Genomic DNA, 21,738 nt, shown 5'->3' with positions numbered 1-21,738 from the left:
TCGGACCGCCTAGTGCGCCTGGTTCGCCTTGCCGGGCTTGCGTACGAGGAGGAAGGCCCGGGGGCGCTGCTCGTCCTCGAAGGGGGCGCGGACGGTGGTGGCCACCGGTTCCAGGCCCGCCCGGGTGAGCTCGGCGGAGACGGCTTCCGGGTTGCGCCAGTAGTAGTCCAGGCCGATCTCGTGGCCGAAGCGTTCCGTGAGGCGCAGATGGCCCTTGTCGTCGTCCCACTGGAAGGCCAGGAGCACGTGCCCGCCGGGGACGAGGGTGCGGTGGAACTCCGCGAACGCCGTCGGCAGGTGGTCGTCCGGGACGTGGATGACCGAGTAGAGCGCCATGATGCCGCCCAGCGTCCCGTCCGGCAGGTCGAGGGACGTCATCGAGCCCACGTGGAACCTCAGGTGCGGGTGCGCCTCGCGGGCCAGTGCCACCATCCGGGGTGAGACGTCCACCCCGAAGACCGGGACGCCCAGCTCGCGCAGGCGGGCGGTGACGTGACCGGGGCCGCTGCCGAGGTCGGCGACCGGAGCCGGGGTGTTCCCCCTCACCAGCTCGGAGAAGGCGGTGAGCAGGGCTCGGTCCACGGGGTTGGTGTCCAGGCTGTCGGGGAAGCGGGCCGAGTACTCCTTGGCGATGGCGTCGTAGGAGGAGCTGGTTGCCTGTATGAAGTCCGCGTTCGGGTGGGTCACGGGGGCGCAGACTACTGGGCTCGCCGGGGGGCCGCCCGCCTCTTACGCACGCCGGACACGTGCGCGCGTGGTCCGGTCCTTGGACTGCTCCAGCGTGGCTTTGGCGCTGCGTGGTATCCGTGGAGGAGGAGAAGATGGGATGGGTGGCTGTACGCGGCTGAGCCGCGCGAGTTTACCCAGACCAGACAATGGCTATGCGTCGGGCGGTCGGATTTTCTTCCCCTAACGGGTTGAAGTTTTGTTGATCGCGGGTCAGTCGACCGGTCCGGCGTCCTACCCTTCAGAGGGTGAACCAATTGATGTCCCTAGAGTCCGAGGCCGACCTTCCCGGCGATGCCGTGCTCCCCGGTCTGCTGAGCGAGCCGCTGTTCGCCGAACTCGTGGCGTTCCGGCGTGACTTGCACATGCACCCCGAGCTGGGCAACCAGGAGTTCCGTACGACCGCCGCCATCAAGGCGCGGCTGGAGAAGGCCGGGCTCAAGCCCCGGGTCCTGACCGCCGGGACCGGGCTCGTGTGCGACATCGGGGTGGCCCCCGGGGAGGAGGTCGGCGCGGCGCCCATCCTCGCCCTGCGGGCCGACATCGACGGGCTGCCCATTCCGGACATGAAGAGCGAGTGCGCGTACCGGTCCACCGTGCCCGACCGGGCGCATGCGTGCGGGCACGACGTGCACACGACGGTGGTGCTGGGGGCGGGGCTGGTGCTCGCCGAGCTGCACGAGAGGGGCCTGCTGCCGCGGCCCGTGCGGCTGATCTTCCAGCCTGCCGAGGAGGTGCTGCCCGGGGGCGCCGCCGACGCCATCGAGGGCGGGGCGCTGGACGGGGTGGGGCGGATCATCGCCGTGCACTGTGACCCCCGGGTCGACGCCGGGATGATCGGGTTGCGCCAGGGGGCGATCACCAGCGCCTGCGACCGGCTGGAGATCGCGCTGAACGGGCCCGGCGGGCACACCGCGCGCCCCCATCTGACCACCGACCTGGTGACCGCGGTGGCCCGGGTCGTCACCGACGTTCCCGCGCTGGTCGCGCGGCGGGTGGACAGCCGCAGCGGGCTCGCCGTGACCTGGGGGCGGATCGAGTCGGGGCACGCCCCGAACGTCATTCCGCAGCACGCCGAGCTCTCCGGAACCGTGCGGTGCCTGGACATCGACGCCTGGCGGCTGGCGCCCGACATGCTGCACGCGGCGATCGACGAGGTCGCCACCCTGCACCGGGCCAAGTCGGAGATCAACTACGTCCGCGGTGTGCCGCCGGTCGTCAACGATCCCGAGGTGACCGAGCTCCTGCGGGAGGCCATGGTCGCGCGGCGCGGCGTCGAGTCGGTCGAGGGGACCGAGCAGAGCCTGGGCGGCGAGGACTTCTCCTGGTACCTCGAACGGGTGCCGGGGGCCATGGCGCGGCTCGGGGTGCGGACGCCGGGCGAGCGGACCGTGCGCGATCTGCACCAGGGCGACTTCGACGTGGACGAGCGTGCCATCACGGTGGGCGTGGAGCTGTTCACCGCCGCCGTGCTGCTGGACGCCGTGCAGTAGACGGGATGGGGGAGGGGTGCCGGTTCGGTGCCCCTTCGTCCCTTTGTGTCACCCGGGGGTAACCCGTGGTGGGCCGTTGTAACCGGGGGCGGCACGAATCTATAACGGCCCGGGAAAACCCCGTTCCCCTCCTCTTCTACGCGCGTTACTGTGCGCCGGAATCGCCACCTGAGGCGGCACATGGGGAAGCGGGCCGGTGACGGTGCCGTGGGGATGAAGGGTGCTTGCTGTGCGTCTGATCTCTCGGAGGACCACGTTCTCCCAAGCTGCGGTGACCGTCGCGGTCGTCGCCCTCGCGGCCGCCGGGTGCGGCAAGTCCAGCACGGAGTCCAGCAGCTCGAGTTCCGAGTCCGGCAAGTACAGCGGCAAGGGCATCGGTCTGGCCTACGACATCGGCGGCAAGGGCGACCAGTCCTTCAACGACGCCGCGTTCTCCGGTTTCCAGAAGGCGGATGACGAGTTCAAGATCGGCGGGCGGGACGTCGAGCCGAGCGACAACGAGACGAACGCCGACAAGGTGCAGCGGCTGGAGCAGCTCGCCAAGGCGGGTTACAACCCGATCATCGGTGTCGGCTTCGTGTACGCGCCGGCCGTCAAGACGGTGGCGGCGAAGTACCCGAAGATCACCTTCGGCATCATCGACGACAACAGCGACAAGGCGAAGAACGTCGCCGACATGGTCTTCCACGAGGAGCAGTCCTCGTACCTGGCCGGTGTCGCCGCGGCGAAGGCCACCAAGAAGAACCACGTCGGCTTCATCGGCGGTGTGGACATCCCGCTGATCCACAAGTTCCAGGCGGGCTTCGTCCAGGGCGCCAAGTCGGTGAACCCGAAGATCAAGATCGAGTCGCAGTACCTGACCCAGACGCCGCAGGAGGGTGGCTTCTCCAGCCCCGACAAGGGTGAGAGCGCCGCCAACGGCCAGATCGACGCGGGTGCCGACGTGATCTACGCCGCCGCCGGCCTCTCCGGCCAGGGCGTGATCAAGTCCGCCGCCGCGCACAAGGTGTGGGCCATCGGCGTGGACTCCGACCAGTACAAGCAGAGCGCGCTGGCCAAGTACAAGGACTACATCCTCGGCTCCGCCCTGAAGAACGTCGGCGGCGCGGTGTACGACCTGGCCAAGTCCGTCGTCAACGGCAAGCCGCTGAGCGGCGAGGTGCGCGGCGACCTGAAGTCCGGTGGCGTCGGCTTCGCGGACTCCAACCCGAAGTACCAGGCGATGAAGGACGTCGTCGCCGCCGTGGCCAAGGCCAAGCAGGACATCATCGACGGCAAGGTCACCGTCAAGACCCAGTGAGCCTGCCTGCGGCCTCGGGCCGCTGACGGGAAAGCCCCGTGCCGATACGGCACGGGGCTCGCTCATGGCGTCCGCCCTCGCACATGGGCGTCAGCGGAAAGATCATTCCCCGGGCGTATCTTTGTGCGGTGAGGGCCTGGTATGCGACACCGTTCCGCAGCGGTGACCGAAAGTTCGAAACGGTCGCATAACACTCTGGTAAGGCGGGGTTCTCCGAATAGGTCTACGCGCGTTACGCTGCGGCGGAACCAGCGCCTGGTTTGGGCGCTTGCACAAAGGAGTCTCGTTCCATGCGCCGGGTGTCCCGTATCGCGATCGCAGGTGCCGCAACCGCGGCCCTCGCCGTCACCATGTCCGCTTGTGGTAGCAGCTCGACCAGTTCCTCCTCCAAGGAGGGCAAGAGCAAGGGCATCGGTCTGGCCTACGACATCGGCGGCAAGGGCGACCAGTCCTTCAACGACGCCGCGTTCGCCGGTTTCCAGAAGGCCGAGCAGGAGTTCAAGGTCGGCGGACGGGACGTCGAACCGAACGACAACGAGACGAACGCCGACAAGGTGCAGCGGCTGGAGCAGCTCGCCAAGGCGGGTTACAACCCGATCATCGGTGTCGGCTTCGTGTACGCGCCGGCCGTCAAGACGGTGGCGGCGAAGTACCCGAAGGTCACCTTCGGCATCATCGACGACAACAGCGACAAGGCGAAGAACGTCGCCGACATGGTCTTCCACGAGGAGCAGTCCTCGTACCTGGCCGGTGTCGCCGCGGCGAAGGCCACCAAGAAGAACCACGTCGGCTTCATCGGCGGTGTGGACATCCCGTTGATCCACAAGTTCCAGGCGGGCTTCGTCCAGGGCGCCAAGTCGGTGAACCCGAAGATCAAGATCGAGTCGCAGTACCTGACCCAGACGCCGCAGGAGGGTGGCTTCTCCAGCCCCGACAAGGGTGAGAGCGCCGCCAACGGCCAGATCGACGCGGGTGCCGACGTGATCTACGCCGCCGCCGGCCTCTCCGGCCAGGGCGTGATCAAGTCCGCCGCCGCGCACAAGGTGTGGGCCATCGGCGTGGACTCCGACCAGTACAAGCAGAGCGCGCTGGCGAAGTACAAGGACTACATCCTGACCTCGGCTCTGAAGAACGTCGAGGGCGCGGTCTACGACCTCTCGAAGTCCGTGATCAAGGACAAGAAGCCGCTCTCCGGCGAGATCCGCGGCGACCTCAAGTCGGGTGGCGTGGGCATCGCCCAGTCCAACCCGGCCTTCAAGAACAACGCCGACATCCAGGCCGCCCTCAAGAAGGCCGAAGAGGGCATCAAGAACGGCACCATCAAGGTGAAGACCTCCTGACCGAACGGCGACTGTACGGTCGTATGCCTGTCGGGGGCATGGCCAAAAGAACGCTGTAATGGCAGCGTTACGGCCACGGAACGGGGCACGGGCACGATGTCTGCCCGCGCCCCGTTCGCGCGGCAGAATGCTCGGAACGGATCGGGTACTTGAACAAGAACGATCAGGTCCGGGCACTATTTAAAGCAGGGGCGCTACGCGCGTAGAGCGGCCCCTTTCCCGAGGAGAGTGCGCCATCGACGCGTCCAGCAGCCCTCCGCTCACCGCTCAGTCGACAGTCGCGGTAGAGCTCGCGGGCATCACCAAGCGATTCCCCGGTGTCGTCGCCAACCACGACATCCACCTCACCGTCCGCAAGGGCACCGTGCACGCCCTGGTCGGCGAGAACGGCGCCGGCAAGTCGACCCTGATGAAGATCCTCTACGGCATGCAGAAGCCGGACGAGGGCACCATCACCGTCGACGGCGAGCAGGTGGCCTTCCACAGCCCCGCCGACGCCATCGCCCGCGGCATCGGCATGGTCCACCAGCACTTCATGCTGGCCGACAACCTGACCGTGCTGGAGAACGTGGTGCTCGGCAGCGAGAAGCTGTACGGCATCGGCGGCGGCGCCCGCAAGAAGATCAAGGAGATCTCCGACCGCTACGGCCTCGGTGTCCGCCCCGACGTCCTCGTGGAGGACCTCGGCGTCGCCGACCGCCAGCGCGTGGAGATCCTCAAGGTCCTCTTCCGCGGCGCCAAGACCCTGATCCTCGACGAGCCGACCGCCGTGCTCGTCCCGCAGGAGGTCGACGCGCTCTTCGACAACCTGCGCGAGCTCAAGTCCGAGGGCCTCTCCGTCATCTTCATCTCGCACAAGCTCGGCGAGGTGCTCTCCGTCGCGGACGACATCACCGTCATCCGGCGCGGTACGACCGTGGGCACGGCGATCCCCTCCGCGACCACCCCGCGCCAGCTCGCCGAGATGATGGTGGGCAGCGAGCTGCCCACCCCCGAGACCGCCGAGTCGACCGTCACCGACAAGGTCGTCCTGGAGGTCGAGGACCTCACCGTCTACGCCAGCGGCGGAGCCTCCCTCGGCCTGGAGGCCGAACCCACGGGCGAGGGCCTCACCGAGTTCGCGAGCGGCGGCGAGGCCAAGCGCGTCCTCGACGACGTCAGCTTCAGCATCCGCGCCGGCGAGGTCATGGGCATCGCCGGTGTCGAGGGCAACGGCCAGACCGAGCTCATCGACGCGCTGATCGGCACCAAGCACGCCGACTCCGGCCGGATCGTGTTCCTCGGCGAGGACATCACCCCCTGGCCCACCCGCAAGCGCCGCGAGCAGGGCGTTGGCTACATCCCCGAGGACCGCCACCGCCAGGGCCTGCTCCTGGAGTCCCCGCTCTGGGAGAACCGCATCCTCGGCCACGTCACCGAGAAGCCCAACGCCAAGGGCTTCTGGCTCGACCCCAAGGGCGCCCAGAAGGACACCCGCCGGATCGTCGAGGAGTACGACGTCCGCACCCCGGGTATCGACGTGACCGCGGCCTCCCTCTCCGGCGGCAACCAGCAGAAGCTGATCGTCGGCCGCGAGATGAGCCACAACCCCAAGTTCCTGATCGCCGCCCACCCCACCCGCGGTGTGGACGTCGGCGCCCAGGCGCAGATCTGGGACCGCATCCGGGAGGCCCGCCGCGAGGGCCTGGCCGTGCTGCTGATCTCCGCCGACCTGGACGAGCTGATCGGCCTGTCGGACACCCTGCGCGTGATCTACAACGGCAGGCTGGTCGCGGACGCCGACCCCGCCACCATCACGCCGGAGGAGCTGGGCTCGGCCATGACGGGTGCCGCGTCCGGTCACCTTGAGCACGTGGAAACCACCGACGAAGACGCCGGTCCGGAGGACGAGGCCCGATGAAGAAGTTCGACAAGGAGCGCGTGCTCCTCGCGGTGGCCGGCCCGGTCATCGCGCTCGTCCTGGCGATCGCGCTGACCTCGATCGTCCTGCTCGCCTCGGGCAAGAACCCGATCGAGCCGTACGCGCTGATGCTGGAGCAGCTGCCGTACTCGGACATCCAGGTCCTGATCATCAACCAGGCGTCGCTGTACTACATCGCCGCCATCGCGGTCGCCCTCGGCTTCCGTATGAACCTGTTCAACATCGGCGTCGACGGCCAGTACCGCCTCGCCGCGGTGATGACCGCCGTGGTCGGCGCCAACGTGGCCCTCCCGAGCTTCCTGCAGATCCCGCTGCTGCTTCTGGTCGCCATGTGCACCGGCGCCTTCTGGGCCGGCATCGCGGGCGTCCTCAAGGTCACCCGGGGCGTCAGCGAGGTCGTCGCGACGATCATGCTGAACGCCATCGCCACCAGCGTGATCGGCTACGTCACCCTCACCAACGTGTGGGGCGTGCAGGTCGGCAACAACGCGACGACCGGCATCATGAAGAAGTCCGGCTGGTTCCCCGGCATCAACCTGGGCTCGGACGTCGGCGAGATCTACGGCCTGGTCTTCCTCGCCGTCCTGCTCGGCGTCGGCTACTGGCTCGTCCTCAACCGCACCCGCTTCGGCTTCGACCTGCGCGCCACCGGCGCCTCCGAGACCGCCGCCGCGGCCTCCGGTGTCGACGCCAAGCGCATGGTGCTGATCTCCATGCTGATCTCCGGCGCCATCGCGGGCCTGTCCGGCCTGCCGCTGCTGCTCGGCGACGCCCACACCTACAGCCTGAGCTTCCCGGCGGGCCTCGGCTTCACCGCCATCGGCATCGCCCTCCTCGGCCGCAACAACCCCGGCGGCATCGCCCTCGCCGCCCTGCTGTGGGCCTTCCTCGACAAGGCCTCGCCCGCCCTCGACTACGCGACCCCGGTGGCGTACGAGAAGGAGATCGCCACGATCATGCAGGGCCTGATCGTCTTCGCGGTCGTCATCTCGTACGAGGCCGTACGCCAGTGGGGTCTGCGCCGCCAGCAGCGCCAGGTCGGCGCCGAGCTGGCCGCCGCCGCTCAGAACACCAAGAAGGAGGTGGCGGCCTGATGAGCACCGCGACCGTAGCGAAGCCTGAGGCGCAGCAGCCCGGCAAGCGCAGCCGCCGTATGTCGCTCCCGGTACTCCTGCTCGTCATCGCGGGTGTGCTGGTGCTGACCTCGATCGTCCGCCTGATCACCGGCGCGGACGGCATCACCTCGACCGGCCAGATGTCCACCGCGCTGGAGCTCGCGGTGCCGATCGGCCTCGCCGGTCTCGGCGGCCTGTGGGCCGAGCGCGCGGGCGTCGTCAACATCGGCCTCGAGGGCATGATGATTCTCGGCACCTGGTTCGGCGCCTGGGCGGGTTACCAGTGGGGCCCGTGGACCGGTGTGGTCTTCGGCATCGTCGGCGGTGCCCTCGGCGCCGTGCTGCACGCCATCGCCACCGTGACCTTCAACGTCAACCACATCGTCTCCGGTGTGGCCCTGAACATCCTGGCCCTCGGTACCACCCGCTACCTGTCGAAGTTCACCTTCGAGAACGCCCCGCAGGGCTCCTCCAAGCAGTCCCCGCCGATCGACTCGCTGGGCAGCTTCAGCGTCCCCGGTCTGGCCGACTGGCTGGACACCCTCAACAGCAAGCACTGGTTCCTGGTGTCGGACATCGGCGGCCTGCTCGGCGGCCTGGTCACCGACCTCTCGCCGCTCACCGTGATCGCGGTGGCCCTGGTCCCGCTCACCTGGTGGGTGCTGTGGCGCACCGCCTTCGGTCTGCGTCTGCGCTCCTGCGGTGAGAACCCGGTGGCCGCGGAGTCCCTCGGCGTGAACGTGTACAAGTACAAGTACATCGCCGTGATCATCAGCGGTGGCTTCGCCGGACTCGGCGGCGCCTTCCTTTCGATCGTCGCCTCTAACGTCTACCTGGACGGCCAGACCGCCGGCCGCGGCTACATCGGCCTCGCGGCGATGATCTTCGGCAACTGGATGCCGGGCGGCCTGGCCCTCGGCGCGGGCCTGTTCGGCTACACCGACAGCCTCAACCTGCGCGGCGGCACGGTGAACGTCCACGCGCTGATCCTGCTGCTGGCGATCCTGCTGCTGTTCGGCGCGGCGTACCTCGCCTGGAAGAAGAAGTACGTCCCCGCCCTCACCACGGTCGTGACCGCGGCCCTGATGTTCGTCTGGTACACCTCCACGAACGAGGTCCCGCGTCAGCTGGTGACGGCGACCCCGTACATCGTCACGCTGCTCGTCCTCTCGCTGTCCGCGCAGTCCCTGCGGATGCCGAAGGCGGACGGCCTGCCGTACCGGAAGGGGCAGGGCAAGTGACCACGCCCGCCGACTTCGACTGGGAGCCGCTGCGGGCCGAGGCGCGGGAGGCCATGTCCCACGCCTACGCCCCCTACTCGGGCTACCCGGTCGGTGTCGCGGCCCTGGTCGACGACGGGCGCACGGTCACCGGCTGCAACGTCGAGAACGCCTCCTACGGGCTCGGCCTGTGCGCCGAGTGCGGGCTGGTCTCACAGCTCCAGCGCACCGGGGGCGGCCGTCTGACGCACTTCACGTGCGTGGACGGCACCGGCGGACTGCTGGTGCCGTGCGGCCGGTGCCGCCAGCTGCTGTACGAGTTCGGCGGGCCGGACCTGCTCCTCGACACCCCGGCGGGCGTCCTGACGCTGTCGGAGATGCTGCCCCAGGCCTTCGGCCCGGACCATCTCACCAAGTAACTCCCCGCGGCCCCTCCGACCAGGTTCGAGGGGCCGCGGTCTTCGCAATCCCGGAAGGAACGCCATGGCCATGGACGCCATCTCCGTCATCCGCACCAAGCGGGACCGCGGTGAGCTCAGCGACGAGCAGATCGACTGGGTCATCGACGCGTACACACGCGGCGAGGTCGCCGACGAGCAGATGTCCGCACTCGCGATGGCCATCCTGCTCAACGGCATGAACCGCCGCGAGATCGCCCGCTGGACCGCCGCGATGATCGCCTCCGGCGAGCGCATGGACTTCTCGTCCCTGTCCCGCCCGACGGCCGACAAGCACTCCACGGGCGGCGTCGGCGACAAGATCACCCTGCCCCTGGCCCCCCTCGTCGCGGCCTGCGGCGCGGCGGTCCCCCAGCTCTCCGGCCGCGGCCTCGGCCACACCGGCGGCACCCTGGACAAGCTGGAGTCGGTCCCCGGCTGGCGCGCCCTGCTCTCCAACGAGGAGATGCTGCACGTCCTCGACACCACCGGCGCGGTGATCTGCGCGGCGGGCGACGGCCTGGCCCCGGCGGACAAGAAGCTGTACGCGCTGCGCGACGTGACCGGCACGGTCGAGGCGATCCCGTTGATCGCCTCCTCGATCATGTCGAAGAAGATCGCCGAGGGCACGGGCTCGCTGGTCCTGGACGTGAAGGTCGGCACCGGCGCGTTCATGAAGACCATCGAGGACGCCCGTGAGCTGGCCTCGACGATGGTGGGCCTGGGCACGGACCACGGCGTGAAGACGGTCGCGCTCCTGACCGACATGTCGACCCCCCTCGGCCTGACGGCCGGCAACGCCCTCGAGGTCCGCGAGTCGGTCGAGGTCCTCGCCGGCGGCGGCCCCGCGGACGTGGTCGAGCTGACCATCGCCCTGGCCCGCGAGATGCTCGACGCGGCCGGCGTGAAGGACGCCGACCCGGCGAAGGCCCTGGCCGACGGCTCGGCGATGGACGTCTGGCGCCGCATGATCGCGGCCCAGGGCGGCGACCCCGACGCCCCGCTCCCCACGTCGAGGGAACAGCACGTGGTCAAGGCCCCGGCCTCCGGCGTCCTCAGCCGCCTCGACGCCTACGGCATCGGTATCGCCGCCTGGCGCCTCGGCGCGGGCCGCGCCCGCAAGGAGGACCCGGTGCAGGCGGGCGCGGGCGTCGAGATCCACGCCAAGCCCGGCGAGCCGGTGACCGAGGGCCAGCCCCTCCTCACCCTCCACACGGACACCCCCGAGCGCTTCGAGTACGCGCTGCAGGCGGTGGACGGCTCGTTCGACATCGCGGCCGAGGGCACGGAGTTCACGCCGTCGCCGGTGGTGCTGGAACGTATCGCCTGACCAGGCGATTTCCCCTTCGGGTGAACGGGATCGGTGGACCTGCGCCGATCCCGTTCGGCATGCTGGGATCGGTGACGCCCCGATAGGAGACCGCCATGAGCGCACTCACCGTCAGCCAGGACCCCGAGCAGAGCTGGGACGACCTCGTCCGGTTCTGGGAGGAGATGGAATGGCCCGAGGGCAGCAAGGTGGAGATCATCGAGGGGATCATCACCGTGTCACCTGCTCCCGCGTACCGCCACAACGTGATCGCGGAACGCATCCAGCGTCGCCTCTACTCCGTGATTCCCGAGAGTGGGGGGTCTTCCAGACACTGGCCATCGCCGTGCCGTCCCGCATGGGCATGCTCATCCCGGACATCGTGGTGGCCCCGGTGCGGGAGCACACTGAGGCGGACCCCCGCATTCCGGCGGCCCTGGCCGAACTCGTCGTCGAGGTCACCTCCAAGTCCAACGCCCGCCACGACCGCATCAGCAAGCCCGCCGCCTACGCCACCACGGGCATTCCGCTGTACCTCCTCGTCGACCGTTGGGCTCCCGAAGGCCTCAGCGCGACGCTCTACGGAGAACCCAAGGGCGATGTCTACCGCCCGCTGAGCACCGCCAAGTTCGGCGAGGCCCTCAAGATTCCCGCCCCCTTCGATCTCGTCATCGACACCAGCGAGTTCCCCGCCGAGTAGGGCTCGCCCCGCTCCGATGAATTACGGGGGGCCACCCGGTCTACAGCACGTGGACCCCAAGACACCCCCCGTACTCGTGCTGCCCGGTCCCGTCACCAAGGACCAGGTGACCGGGCTCTGCGACGACGTACGGGCGATGCTGGCGGTCAGCGGGGCCGGGATCGTCATATGCGATGTCGGCGGGCTCGGGCCCCCCGGACTCGGCGCCGTCGACCTGCTGGCCCGCCTCGCGCTGGCCGCCCGCCGGGCCGGAGGACGGATACGCCTGCGCGACCCCGATCCGGCGCTACCCGCCCTGCTCGACCTCGTCGGTCTCCGCTTCCAGGTGGAGGGGCAGGTCGAAGAGCGGGAACCAGCGCTTGGTGTCGAGGAAGCAGTGGAACCCGGTGATCCGGTCGTCTGATATCTCCAGCACCTGGACCGCCCAGGCGGTGAACCCGCCCGCCTCGGGGTCCGGCTTGTACTGGGCGAAGCCCGGCAGGCCGTTGACCCGCACCGGCAGCAGGCGGGATCCCGCGCAGGCGGAGCCGAGGGTCGTCATGAAGCCCGTGATGTCGTCGTGGCCGGTCAGCCACAGGTCGAACGGCGGCATCGTCATGACGGCGTCCTCGTGCAGCAGGGCCGTCAGCGCCGTCATGTCGTACCCCTCGAACGCCTTCACATAACGTTCCAGGAGCTTTTGCTGCTCCTCGTCCAAGGGGTCCGACACCGCCGCCCCGACCCCCGTGTCCTGCCGCTCCGCGAGCGTCGCCCGCGCCCGCTGCAGCGCGCTGTTCACCGAGGCGACCGTGGTGCCGAGCAGCTCGGCGACCTCGCTCGCCTTCCAGGCCAGCACCTCCCGAAGGATCAGCACGGCCCGCTGCTTGGGCGGCAACTGCTGCAGCGCGGCCATGAAGGCGAGCCGCACCGACTCCTTGGCGACGGCCGCATCCGCCGGATCCTCGACCGCGGGCAGCACGCGGGCGTCCGGCATCGGCTCCAGCCAGGTGTGGTCCGGGCGGGGGGAGAGCGCCGCCCGGGCGAGCGGCGTCGACTCCGTGAGGTCCATCGGCCGGGCGCGCTTGTTGCCCGCGGACAGCATGTCCAGGCAGACGTTCGTCGCGATCCGGTACAGCCAGGAGCGGAGGCTGGAGCGGCCCTCGAACTTGTCGTAGCTCCGCCAGGCGCGGACCAGGGTGTCCTGCACCGCGTCCTCCGCCTCGAAGGAGGAACCCAGCATCCGGTAGCAGTACCCGGTCAGCTCGGTCCGGTGCTTCTCCAGCGCGACGTCCAGGTCCGTCGTCGTCGCCGTGCCGCTGTTGCCCATCGTCCACCCGCCCCTGTGGCCGTTCCTGTCGCGCGCCTGCACGCCCCAGCACTTCGGAAGCTACCGCAGCCCACTGACAATGGCCCCCGCAGTGATCGAAGGGGCAGGTCAGGAGCCCTTCAGGGGCACGTCAGACCAGGGGCGAAGGCCACGCTCAGTGCGCGCCCAGCGGCTCCCGCCGCGCCGCCACCCGGGCCGCGTGCGAGCCGAACACCGTGATCGTCACGACGCCGAGGATCGCGAGGACGCCGACGCCGACCGTGCCGGCCCAGCCGCCCGCGTGGAAGGCGAGCGCGCCGAGCGTGCTGCCGACGCTGGAGCCGATGTAGTACGCGGACTGGTACAGCGCCGAGGCCTGCGCCCGGCCGGTCGTCGCCGTCTTGCTGACCGCCGAGGACGCGACCGCGTGGCCCGCGAAGAAGCCCGCGGTGATCAGGACCAGGCCCAGCAGGACCAGCGGGAGGGAGGCCGCGAGGGACAGGAGCAGGCCCGTCGCCGTGGTGGCGCCGGCCAGGTACAGCGCGCCGCGCCGGCCCAGGCGGCCGACCAGGCGGCCCGCCGTCGACGCCGACACCGTACCGACGAGGTAGACCAGGAAGATCGAGCCGACGATGCCCTGCGGCAGGCCGAAGGGCTCCTCCGTCAGGCGGTAGCCGATCACCGTGTACACGCCGCCGAACACCGTCATGAACAGCGCGCCGATCGCGTACAGGCGGCACAGCAGCGGGTTGCCGAGGTGGTCGCGGACCGTGCGGGCCAGCACGCCCGGGCGCAGCGACCCCGGCGTGAAGTGCTTGGGCGCGGGCAGCAGCAGCCGGAACGCGACCGCGCAGGCCACCGCGATCGCGCCGACCACGCCGACCGCGACCCGCCAGCCCCATTCCTGGGCCACCCAGCCGGTGATCACCCGGCCGCTCATACCGCCGACGCTGTTGCCCGCGACGAACAGGCCGATCGCCGTGACCAGCGCCTTCGGCCGGACCTCCTCCGCCAGATACGCCGTCGCGGAGGCCGGCAGCCCGGCCAGCGCCGCGCCCTGGAGCGCCCGCAGCACCACCAGCGCGCCCAGCGACGGCGCGAAGGGGACCAGCACCCCGACGGTCACCGCGGTCACCAGCGAGGCCGTCATCACCGTACGGCGGCCGAAGCGCTCGGACAGGGCGCTCATCGGCAGGACGAACAGCGCGAGCCCGCCGGTCGCCGCCGCCACCGTCCAGCTCGCCTCGCTCGCCGCCACCCCGAACTCGCCGGAGATCAGCGGCAGCAGGGCCTGGGTGGAGTACAGCAGCGCGAAGGTCGCGACCCCGGCGAGGAAGAGGGCGAGGCTCATCCGGCGGTAGCCGGGGCCGCCCGGGGTCATCCGGGAGTCGGAGGGAGCGGGAGGGGACGTGACGGCGCCCACGACGGTGGACGCCCCGGTATCGGCGGGAGACATGCTTCGAAGCTACGGACGAGCCCGCTCATCCGTCCAATGCATGGAATCGCCATAATCGTTCCCATGGTGCATCAGCAGAGGTCACAGGAGCGTCTGTCACAGCACGGTGACACAGAAGACATCGTCACAGTGCTCGCCCCACGCCTGGCGTACTTCGCCGGCGTCGCCCGCACCGAGCACGTCACCCGGGCCGCGCGGGAGATGCAGGTCCCGCAGTCCACCCTGTCCCGGGCCATGGTCCGCCTGGAGCAGGACCTGGGCGTCGACCTGTTCGCCCGCCGTGGCCGCACCGTCTCCCTCACCCCCGCCGGGCGCACCTTCCTCGCCTCCGTCGAACGCGCCCTCGCCGAGGTCGGGCGGGCCGCCGACGAGGTGCGCGCCGACGCCGACCCGGCCACCGGCAAGGTCGCCTTCGGCTTCCTGCACACGATGGGCGCCGAGACGGTCCCCGGCCTCCTCCAGGCCTTCCGCGCCGATCATCCGCGCGTCCGCTTCAGCCTCGTCCAGAACTACGGCGAGGCGATGCTCGAAGGCCTGAGGGCGGGCGAACTGGACCTCTGTCTGACCTCCCCGGTCCCCGACGCCCCCGACCTGGTCGCCCGACGGCTCGACGAGCAGAAGCTCCGCCTGGTCGTCCCCGCCGACCACCCCCTGGCCGGCCGCAGGCGCGTCCGCCTGGCCGAGGCCGCCGACGAAACCTTCGTCACCCTCGAACCCGGCTACGGCCTGCGCCGCATCACCGACGACCTCTGCAAGGAGGCGGGCTTCAAGCCCCGTATCGCCTTCGAGGGCGAGGAGGCGGAAACCCTCCGGGGGCTGGTCGCGGCGGGTCTGGGCGTGGCCCTCCTGCCCCCGCCGGTCTTCCCCCGCCCGGGAGTCACCGAACTGACGGTCACCGCCCCGAGAGCGGCCCGGGAGATCGGCGTGGCCTGGCTGGACGGCCACCCGGACACACCCCCGGTGGCGGCCTTCAAGAAGTTCCTGCTGTCCAGAAGGGGCAGCCTGCTGCCCTAGGACCCCGTCCGGACACCCCCTAGCTAGCCTTGGCGGATCGACCGCCCGAACCCCACCGCCAACGGCATCCGCAGCCCTATGGGCGGCGGCGCGGCCAACGCGTCCTCCAGCGGACGCGCGAACGCGTGCCCGAACAGCGCCCCCATCGCGAAGTCGGCCACCAGCGAGGTCACTTCGCTGCGGTACTGATGCAACCCGTGTCCGTCCGAGTGCACTTCGAACCGGCACACCTCCCGGTTCACCTTCTTCGCCCGGGCCGCCAGCCGGAACGACAACTCCGGGTCGCTGCGCTCGTCGTTGGTGCCGTGCACGATCAGCACCCGCCGCCCCACCAGCTGCCGCACCGGCTCGGCGGGGACGGCCACGTCCTCCTCCGGGAGCCAAGGGGCGACAGCGGCGACGGAGTTGACGGTCTCGTGCCCGCCCGCCCGCAGTGCCGCCCGGCCGCCCATCCCGAGCCCCACCAGGCAGACGGGGACGTCGCCGTACCGCCGTACGATCTCGTCCGCCGCCCAGGAGGCGTCGCCCGCCAGATGGGCCTCGCTGCCGTTCCAGCCGCGATAGCGGTACTGGACGACATGTGTGGCGAGCCCCTCGTCGCGGCCCGCGCGTGCGAGCCTGCGTCCGAGGGCGCGGACGAAGGCCGTCGCCCAGACGGGGGACGGCCTGCGGGCGGATACCTCCTCGCCGCCGGGCAGGAGCAGTACCGCACCGCTCACCGCCGACGGTTCCGGGCCGACTGCCCTGCCCAGCCGGGCCGTTCGGGCCGGCGTCGCTTGCTGTGCCATGACAGAACAGTGTCAGAAGTGGCGGTGTACGCCACCCGTCCGTGCGGTCACCGTTACGTATCGACGGATTCGTACAGCGGTGATCTACGCGCGTAGGAGTTAGAGTGCGGAAATGACGAGCCAGACTGCACCGAGCCAGACGGCGTCGACTGGGGGCGTCCCGACGCCGGACCACATCCGCCGGGCCCCCAAGGTTCTGCTGCACGACCACCTCGACGGCGGTCTCCGCCCCGGGACCGTCGTCGAACTCGCCCGGGAAACCGGCTACTCCCAGCTCCCCGAGACCGACCCCGACAAGCTCGGCACTTGGTTCGCCGAGGCCGCCGACTCCGGATCCCTGGAGCGGTACCTGGAGACCTTCTCGCACACCGTCGGCGTGATGCAGACCCGCGACGCGCTGGTCCGGGTGGCCCGTGAGTGCGCCGAGGACCTGGCCGAGGACGGAGTCGTCTACGCCGAGGTGCGCTACGCGCCCGAGCAGCACCTGGAGGCCGGGCTCAGCCTGGAGCAGGTCGTCGAGGCCGTCAACGAGGGCTTCCGGCAGGGCGAGGCGAACGCGCGGGTGAACGGCCACCGCATCCGGGTCGGCGCCCTGCTGACCGCCATGCGGCACGCCGCCCGCGCCCTGGAGATCGCCGAACTCGCCAACCGCTACCGCGACCTGGGTGTCGTCGGCTTCGACATCGCGGGCGCCGAGGCCGGCTACCCGCCCACCCGGCACCTGGACGCCTTCGAGTACCTGAAGCGGGAGAACAACCACTTCACCATCCACGCCGGTGAGGCGTTCGGGCTGCCGTCCATCTGGCAGGCCCTGCAGTGGTGCGGCGCCGACCGGCTCGGGCACGGCGTGCGGATCATCGACGACATCCAGGTGCACGAGGACGGCTCGGTGAAACTCGGGCGGCTGGCGTCCTACGTCCGGGACAAGCGCATCCCGCTGGAACTGTGCCCCAGCTCCAACCTCCAGACCGGGGCCGCCACCTCCTACACCGAGCACCCGATCGGGCTGCTGCGGCGCCTGCACTTCCGGGCCACGGTCAACACGGACAACCGTCTTATGTCCCACACCAGCATGAGCCGGGAGTTCGAGCACCTCGTCGAGGCATTCGGTTACACGCTCGACGACATGCAGTGGTTCTCCGTCAATGCGATGAAATCCGCGTTCATTCCTTTCGATGAACGACTGGCCATGATCAATGACGTCATCAAGCCCGGATACGCCGAGCTGAAATCCGAATGGCTGTTCCGGCAGACCGCCTCCACCAGCGGTTCTGTGCATCGGGAGGGTTGATCGGGGGTCGACGGGCGGCACGGATTGCAGGCGGCTTTCACCATCCGTCCGCATTTCGATGTTTGCGGTGGGCGGGTCCGCGTGTTTACGGTCGGGGACCGCTTGATCCCCGTCATCCATTCAAGGACGCATTCACCATGAAGCAGTCTGCTGCCAAGACCCTCGGTGTCGCCGCCCTCGGTGTTGCCTTCGCCGCCGTCGGCGCGGGCGCGGCCAACGCGGCCCCGGCCGCCCAGAAGGTCCCCCAGCCCCTGGGCTCCGTCACCCAGACGCTGCCGACCGGGAAGGTCGCCAAGGAACTGCCGAATGCCAAGGAGACGCTGGCGCAGGGCGAGAACGCGGTCGGCGGGGGCGTGGCCGCCACCAAGCCGGTCGCCCGGAAGCTGCTCGGCAACACCCCGGCCGCACCGGTGGTCGGCCGTCTCGGCGGCCTGCCGCTGAAGGGCGCCCCGCTCGGCTGAGCCCGGCACGCACACGCCGTTGGGGCGCTCTCCGGAGGATCCGGGAGCGCCCCAACGGCGTACGCGCGGCCATGGAACTCACCAGGCCGTGCGCGTCTTGTCCTCCGAGGGCAGCAGGATCCACAGCGCTATGTAGAGCAGGAACTGCGGACCGGGCAGCAGGCAGGAGACCAGGAAGATCACCCGCATCGTCGTGGCGGAGGTACCGAAGCGCCGTGCCAGCGCGGCGCACACTCCGCCGATCATGCGGCCATGGGTGGGGCGGGCGAGGGCGGTCATGTCCGGCTCCTTCGTGAGCGTCGTCCGAGGCCGCCGGGCCGGCTGCCTCGTCTGACATCCACGGTACGGAGACGAAGGGGACGAAGCGTCGCTCTACGGTGCGATCCCGACCCTGGGAATCGTCGGGGTCCGCCCCTGAGAGGCCTCCTCCTGCCGGGCGGCCGTACCGCTCACCCGCTCGCCCCTGCGGCGGAGCCAGGCCCGGCCCGCCGGGACGACGGCGAGGTGCGCCAGGATCACCCCGGCCGTGTTCAGCAGTACGGAGTCCACGTCCACGACCCGGCCGGGCACGCCCGTCTGCAGCAGCGCGATGCCGAGCGAGAGCAGGGCGCCCGTGGTCGCCGTACGGATCAGTGAGGCGAGCGGGGAGACGGCGAGCCTGCCGTGCGCCATCGGCAGCAGCACGCCCAGCGGCGCCAGCAGCGCGAGGCCCTCACCGATCCGCCGGGCCGCCTGGGGCCAGCCGAGCGCCAGGTCGGCCCGGATCCCGGCCAGTGGCCGCAGATTGGCGGGCATCACCCAGGGGACGTCCAGCGGTCGAAGCATGAGCCAGGCGACGAACGCGAGGTGTGCGACCAGGAGGGCACCCCCTGTCACACGGACGCTGATCGCGGCGCTGCCGCCGATGGAGCCTTGACGCTGCACGCCCCCCTAGACGCGCCCGTGTGCACGATCGGTTCCGGATCCGCCGTACGCGCGTGCGTGAGGCTTGCGCCACACCCGGGATCGCCCGGCACGTCAGTCGGCCGTCACCTCACTGGACGGCGGCTCGACGCTGCCCGGCCGGGAGCGCACGTCGTCGGTGCACTCGTACCGGCGCAGCGGCGCGTTCCCCGGCCCGCCCAGGATGACCGAACCGTCGCCCTCGGCCGCCGCCGAGTCGGAGAAGGTGCACACGATCTGGGCGAGGGCGTACGAGCTGAGCCGGTCCGGCGCGGTGCTCAGCCGCAGTGTGTCCTCGGGGTCCTTCGGGCGCGGGCCGCTCACGGCCATGGCGCCGCGCACGTACGTCGTGTACCCGGCCCCCTTCTCGCCGGCCGACGGCGTCTGCGCGAGCTGGTCCAGCAGCCCCTGAGCCACTATCACCCGCCGCCTGGCGTCCGGCGTGCCGTCCGGGACCCGCACCGAACGGTCGACCGCGCCCAGCGAGGAGCCGCACAGCAGGAAGACCTGCACCGGCATCCCGTGCGAGGACTGCGTGGTGATGTCCGGCTCGGTCAGCGAGCACGGCACCCGCGAAGGTGCCGCGCCGAAGTCCGTCGGTACCTCGGTGGCCCGGATCCCGCAGCCGGTGAGCAGCGCGGCGAGCACCGGCAGCGCCAGCAGGCGTCGGACGTTCATGACGCCCCTCCCTCGGAACCGTCGCCCTCGCCGTCGTTCTCCTCCGTCAGCGCCGAGGCGTCCCGCGGCAGCCGCAGCGTGAAGACCGCGCCGCCTTCGGGTGAGTTGGCGGCGGTGATCCCGCCGCCGTGGATGTGCGCGTTCTCCATCGCGATGGACAGGCCGAGGCCGCTGCCCTCGGAACGCGGCCGGGAGGCGCTGGCCTTGTAGAAGCGGTCGAAGACGTGCGGCAGGACGTCCTCGGGGATGCCGGGCCCGTGGTCGCGCACCGCGATGACCAGGTCGTCGCCGTCTATACGCACCGACACCCGCACCGGCGACCCGCCGTGCTTGAGCGCGTTGCCGATCAGGTTGGCGAGGATGACGTCCAGGCGGCGCGGGTCCAGCCGGGAGTGGATGCCCCGCTCCGCGTCCAGCTCGACGGCGTCCAGCCAGGCGCGGGCGTCGATGCAGGCGGTGATCTGGTCGGCGATGTCGACGTCGTCCAGGACCAGCCGGGCGGTGCCCGCGTCGAAGCGGGTGACCTCCATCAGGTTCTCGACCAGGTCGTTCAGCCGCCGGGTCTCGCTCACCACCAGCCGTACGGCGGGCTCGATCATCGGGTCGATGCCCCCGGCCTCCGACTCCAGCTCCTCCTCCAGCACCTCCGTGACGGCGGTGATGGCGGTCAGCGGCGTACGCAGCTCGTGGGACATGTCGGCCACGAACCGCCGGGACGAGTCGTCCCGCGCGGCCATGTCCGCGACCCGCTTCTCCAGCGCCTCGGCCGCGTTGTTGAACGTCCGCGACAGGTCGGCGAGTTCATCGGTGCCGGAGACCCTGAGCCGGGTGTCCAGCTTGCCCTCGCCGAGCCGCCGGGCGGCCACGCCGAGGCGGTGCACCGGCTTCAGCACCGTCGTCGCGGCGGCCTGCGCGAGCAGCGCCGAGCCGATCAGCGCGAGGCCGGTGGCGATGCCGAGCGACCAGGCCAGCGAGTTGAGGTCCTTGGCCTCCGGCTCCAGCGACTTGACCATGTATCCGGTCGGGCCGCCGCCGATCACCTTCGTACCGGCCACCAGATACGGGGTGCCGTCGTCGACGACCCGCTGCCAGTACAGGTGGTACGGCGACTCGTTGCCGTCGGTCACCTTCTGCTTCTTGTCCACCGCGGCCCGCAGCGACCTGGGCACGTCCTCCAGCGCGAACCCGTTCAGGCCCCCGGAGTTGCCGTACACGGTCTTGCCGTCCGCGTCCGTCGCGACCAGCAGCACGCTGAAGCGCTGGCTGCTGCCCGCCATCTGACCGGCGGTCCGCTGGACTTCGTCCTGGGTGGGGTGCACGGGCAGCGCGCCGGCCCGGTTCTGCATCTCCTGCTGGAAGTCGCGCAGCACCGAGTCCTGGGCGCGGGTCAGCACCGCCTCCCGGTTCAGCCAGTACGCGATGCCGGACGCCGAGACGGCGGCGGTGAGGGCGACCAGCCCGAAGACCACGACCAGCCGCAGCCGCAGACTGGTGAAGCGCAGCCGCGACACAGCTCCCTTGCGACCCGCGGACCAGCCGCGGAACCCCCCTTGCACCTTGGTCACTGAGGCGAGTCCAGCCGGTAGCCGACACCACGGACGGTACGGATCAGCGTCGGGGACGAGGGCACGTCCTCGACCTTGGCGCGCAGCCGCTGCACACACGCGTCCACCAGCCGCGAGTCGCCCAGGTAGTCGTGCTCCCACACCAGCCGCAGCAACTGCTGCCGGGACAGCGCCTGCCCCGGCCGCCGGCTCAGCTCCAGCAGCAGCCGCAGCTCGGTCGGCGTCAGCTGGAGGTCCTCGCCGTTCTTCGTCACGGTCATCGCCGAGCGGTCGATGACGAGGCTGCCGAAGGTCGCCGAATCACTGGACTCCCGCTCCCCGCGCCGCAGCACGGCCCGGATCCTGGCGTCCAGCACCCGCCCCTGCACGGGCTTGACGACATAGTCGTCCGCCCCCGACTCCAGCCCGACCACCACGTCGATGTCGTCGCTGCGCGCGGTCAGCAGGATGATCGGCAGCTGGTCCGTGCGCCGGATGCGCCGGCACACCTCGAACCCGTCGATGCCGGGCAGCATCACATCCAGCACGATCAGGTCCGGCCGCTGCTCGCGCAGCAGCTTCAGGCCGTCCTCGCCGGTGGCAGCGGTGGCAACCCGATGTCCCTGGCGCGTAAGAGACAGCTCCAGGGCCGTACGGATGGCGTCGTCGTCCTCGATCAGCAACAGGGAAGGCACGGGGCTCATTCTGGCCCATGGAG

At 70.3% G+C, this 21,738-nt stretch carries 21 protein-coding genes and 1 pseudogene; 13 read left to right on the top strand and 9 right to left on the bottom strand.

Going from position 1 to position 21,738, the window contains the following annotated elements; genetic code table 11:
* Window positions 1-9 precede the first annotated feature (9 nt).
* A complete protein-coding gene (locus ACZ7L0_RS06880) occupies window positions 10-687 on the bottom strand; it encodes a class I SAM-dependent DNA methyltransferase (protein WP_471241361.1) in 678 nt (225 codons plus the stop codon).
* 299 nt (window positions 688-986) lie between these two features.
* On the opposite strand from ACZ7L0_RS06880, the gene ACZ7L0_RS06875 reads away from it, so the two are divergent.
* From ACZ7L0_RS06875 to ACZ7L0_RS06830, 10 genes and pseudogenes are all read left to right on the top strand, one after another.
* Complete coding sequence (locus ACZ7L0_RS06875) at window positions 987-2,219, top strand: M20 family metallopeptidase (protein ID WP_471241360.1); 1,233 nt, start codon at window positions 987-989, stop codon at window positions 2,217-2,219.
* Between the two features lie 271 nt (window positions 2,220-2,490).
* Window positions 2,491-3,519 (top strand): BMP family lipoprotein, encoded by a 1,029-nt coding sequence (locus tag ACZ7L0_RS06870; RefSeq protein WP_471241359.1) that lies wholly within the window; start codon window positions 2,491-2,493, stop codon window positions 3,517-3,519.
* A 290-nt stretch (window positions 3,520-3,809) separates the two neighbouring features.
* Window positions 3,810-4,859 carry a BMP family lipoprotein gene (locus ACZ7L0_RS06865; protein WP_471241358.1) on the top strand — a complete coding sequence of 350 codons (1,050 nt, stop codon included), beginning with the start codon at window positions 3,810-3,812 and terminating at the stop codon, window positions 4,857-4,859.
* A 235-nt stretch (window positions 4,860-5,094) separates the two neighbouring features.
* The gene (locus tag ACZ7L0_RS06860; RefSeq protein ID WP_471241605.1) at window positions 5,095-6,759 is read left to right on the top strand and encodes an ABC transporter ATP-binding protein; all 1,665 of its coding nucleotides are present in this window, start codon (window positions 5,095-5,097) and stop codon (window positions 6,757-6,759) included.
* Window positions 6,756-7,874 (top strand): ABC transporter permease, encoded by a 1,119-nt coding sequence (locus ACZ7L0_RS06855; protein ID WP_471241357.1) that lies wholly within the window; start codon window positions 6,756-6,758, stop codon window positions 7,872-7,874. Before ACZ7L0_RS06860 ends, ACZ7L0_RS06855 begins: the two co-directional genes overlap by 4 nt.
* Window positions 7,874-9,136 (top strand): ABC transporter permease, encoded by a 1,263-nt coding sequence (locus ACZ7L0_RS06850; RefSeq protein ID WP_471241356.1) that lies wholly within the window; start codon window positions 7,874-7,876, stop codon window positions 9,134-9,136. The genes ACZ7L0_RS06855 and ACZ7L0_RS06850 overlap by 1 nt, the downstream gene beginning before the upstream one ends.
* Window positions 9,133-9,534 carry a cytidine deaminase gene (locus ACZ7L0_RS06845; protein ID WP_471241355.1) on the top strand — a complete coding sequence of 134 codons (402 nt, stop codon included), beginning with the start codon at window positions 9,133-9,135 and terminating at the stop codon, window positions 9,532-9,534. The genes ACZ7L0_RS06850 and ACZ7L0_RS06845 overlap by 4 nt, the downstream gene beginning before the upstream one ends.
* A 64-nt stretch (window positions 9,535-9,598) precedes the next feature.
* Window positions 9,599-10,882, top strand: coding sequence for a thymidine phosphorylase (locus ACZ7L0_RS06840; protein ID WP_471241354.1), 1,284 nt, complete (start codon window positions 9,599-9,601; stop codon window positions 10,880-10,882).
* Window positions 10,883-10,977: 95 nt separating this feature from the next.
* Window positions 10,978-11,561 (top strand): annotated as a pseudogene (locus ACZ7L0_RS06835) (Uma2 family endonuclease).
* 16 nt (window positions 11,562-11,577) lie between these two features.
* Entirely contained in the window at window positions 11,578-11,964 is a 387-nt protein-coding gene (locus tag ACZ7L0_RS06830; RefSeq protein WP_471241353.1) for an STAS domain-containing protein, read from the top strand.
* Here the strand turns inward: ACZ7L0_RS06830 and ACZ7L0_RS06825 are convergent.
* Window positions 11,848-12,867, bottom strand: coding sequence for a sigma-70 family RNA polymerase sigma factor (locus tag ACZ7L0_RS06825; protein ID WP_471241352.1), 1,020 nt, complete (start codon window positions 12,865-12,867; stop codon window positions 11,848-11,850). The genes ACZ7L0_RS06830 and ACZ7L0_RS06825 overlap by 117 nt on opposite strands.
* A gap of 154 nt (window positions 12,868-13,021) precedes the next feature.
* On the bottom strand, window positions 13,022-14,302 hold the full coding sequence (locus tag ACZ7L0_RS06820) for an MFS transporter (RefSeq protein WP_471241351.1): 1,281 nt from the start codon (window positions 14,300-14,302) through the stop codon (window positions 13,022-13,024).
* 63 nt (window positions 14,303-14,365) lie between these two features.
* On the opposite strand from ACZ7L0_RS06820, the gene ACZ7L0_RS06815 reads away from it, so the two are divergent.
* Window positions 14,366-15,316 (top strand): LysR family transcriptional regulator, encoded by a 951-nt coding sequence (locus tag ACZ7L0_RS06815; RefSeq protein ID WP_471241350.1) that lies wholly within the window; start codon window positions 14,366-14,368, stop codon window positions 15,314-15,316.
* Between the two features lie 23 nt (window positions 15,317-15,339).
* Here ACZ7L0_RS06815 and ACZ7L0_RS06810 read toward each other — a convergent pair whose 3' ends face one another.
* Entirely contained in the window at window positions 15,340-16,104 is a 765-nt protein-coding gene (locus tag ACZ7L0_RS06810; protein WP_471241349.1) for an alpha/beta hydrolase family protein, read from the bottom strand.
* A gap of 112 nt (window positions 16,105-16,216) precedes the next feature.
* On the opposite strand from ACZ7L0_RS06810, the gene ACZ7L0_RS06805 reads away from it, so the two are divergent.
* The gene (locus tag ACZ7L0_RS06805) at window positions 16,217-17,395 is read left to right on the top strand and encodes an adenosine deaminase (protein ID WP_471241348.1); all 1,179 of its coding nucleotides are present in this window, start codon (window positions 16,217-16,219) and stop codon (window positions 17,393-17,395) included.
* Window positions 17,396-17,532: 137 nt separating this feature from the next.
* Complete coding sequence (locus tag ACZ7L0_RS06800; protein ID WP_471241347.1) at window positions 17,533-17,856, top strand: ATP-binding protein; 324 nt, start codon at window positions 17,533-17,535, stop codon at window positions 17,854-17,856.
* 78 nt (window positions 17,857-17,934) lie between these two features.
* Here the strand turns inward: ACZ7L0_RS06800 and ACZ7L0_RS06795 are convergent, their stop codons facing one another.
* The 5 genes from ACZ7L0_RS06795 to afsQ1 form a co-directional block, all read right to left on the bottom strand.
* Entirely contained in the window at window positions 17,935-18,135 is a 201-nt protein-coding gene (locus tag ACZ7L0_RS06795; protein WP_471241346.1) for a PspC domain-containing protein, read from the bottom strand.
* A gap of 93 nt (window positions 18,136-18,228) precedes the next feature.
* The gene (locus ACZ7L0_RS06790; RefSeq protein WP_471241345.1) at window positions 18,229-18,780 is read right to left on the bottom strand and encodes a VanZ family protein; all 552 of its coding nucleotides are present in this window, start codon (window positions 18,778-18,780) and stop codon (window positions 18,229-18,231) included.
* A gap of 93 nt (window positions 18,781-18,873) precedes the next feature.
* The gene (locus ACZ7L0_RS06785) at window positions 18,874-19,476 is read right to left on the bottom strand and encodes a hypothetical protein (protein WP_471241344.1); all 603 of its coding nucleotides are present in this window, start codon (window positions 19,474-19,476) and stop codon (window positions 18,874-18,876) included.
* Window positions 19,473-21,041: an ATP-binding protein gene (locus tag ACZ7L0_RS06780; RefSeq protein ID WP_471241343.1), complete on the bottom strand. Its 1,569-nt coding sequence runs from the start codon at window positions 21,039-21,041 to the stop codon at window positions 19,473-19,475. Before ACZ7L0_RS06780 ends, ACZ7L0_RS06785 begins: the two co-directional genes overlap by 4 nt.
* Window positions 21,038-21,715, bottom strand: a complete 678-nt coding sequence (gene afsQ1, locus ACZ7L0_RS06775; protein ID WP_189150343.1) for a two-component system response regulator AfsQ1 — start codon at window positions 21,713-21,715, stop codon at window positions 21,038-21,040. Before afsQ1 ends, ACZ7L0_RS06780 begins: the two co-directional genes overlap by 4 nt.
* Window positions 21,716-21,738: the final 23 nt, after the last annotated feature.

Source organism: Streptomyces sp. NPDC039424 (genome assembly GCF_055639495.1).
Note: the sequence above shows the minus strand (reverse complement) of the source record. Positions and strands in the feature narration are given on the sequence as shown.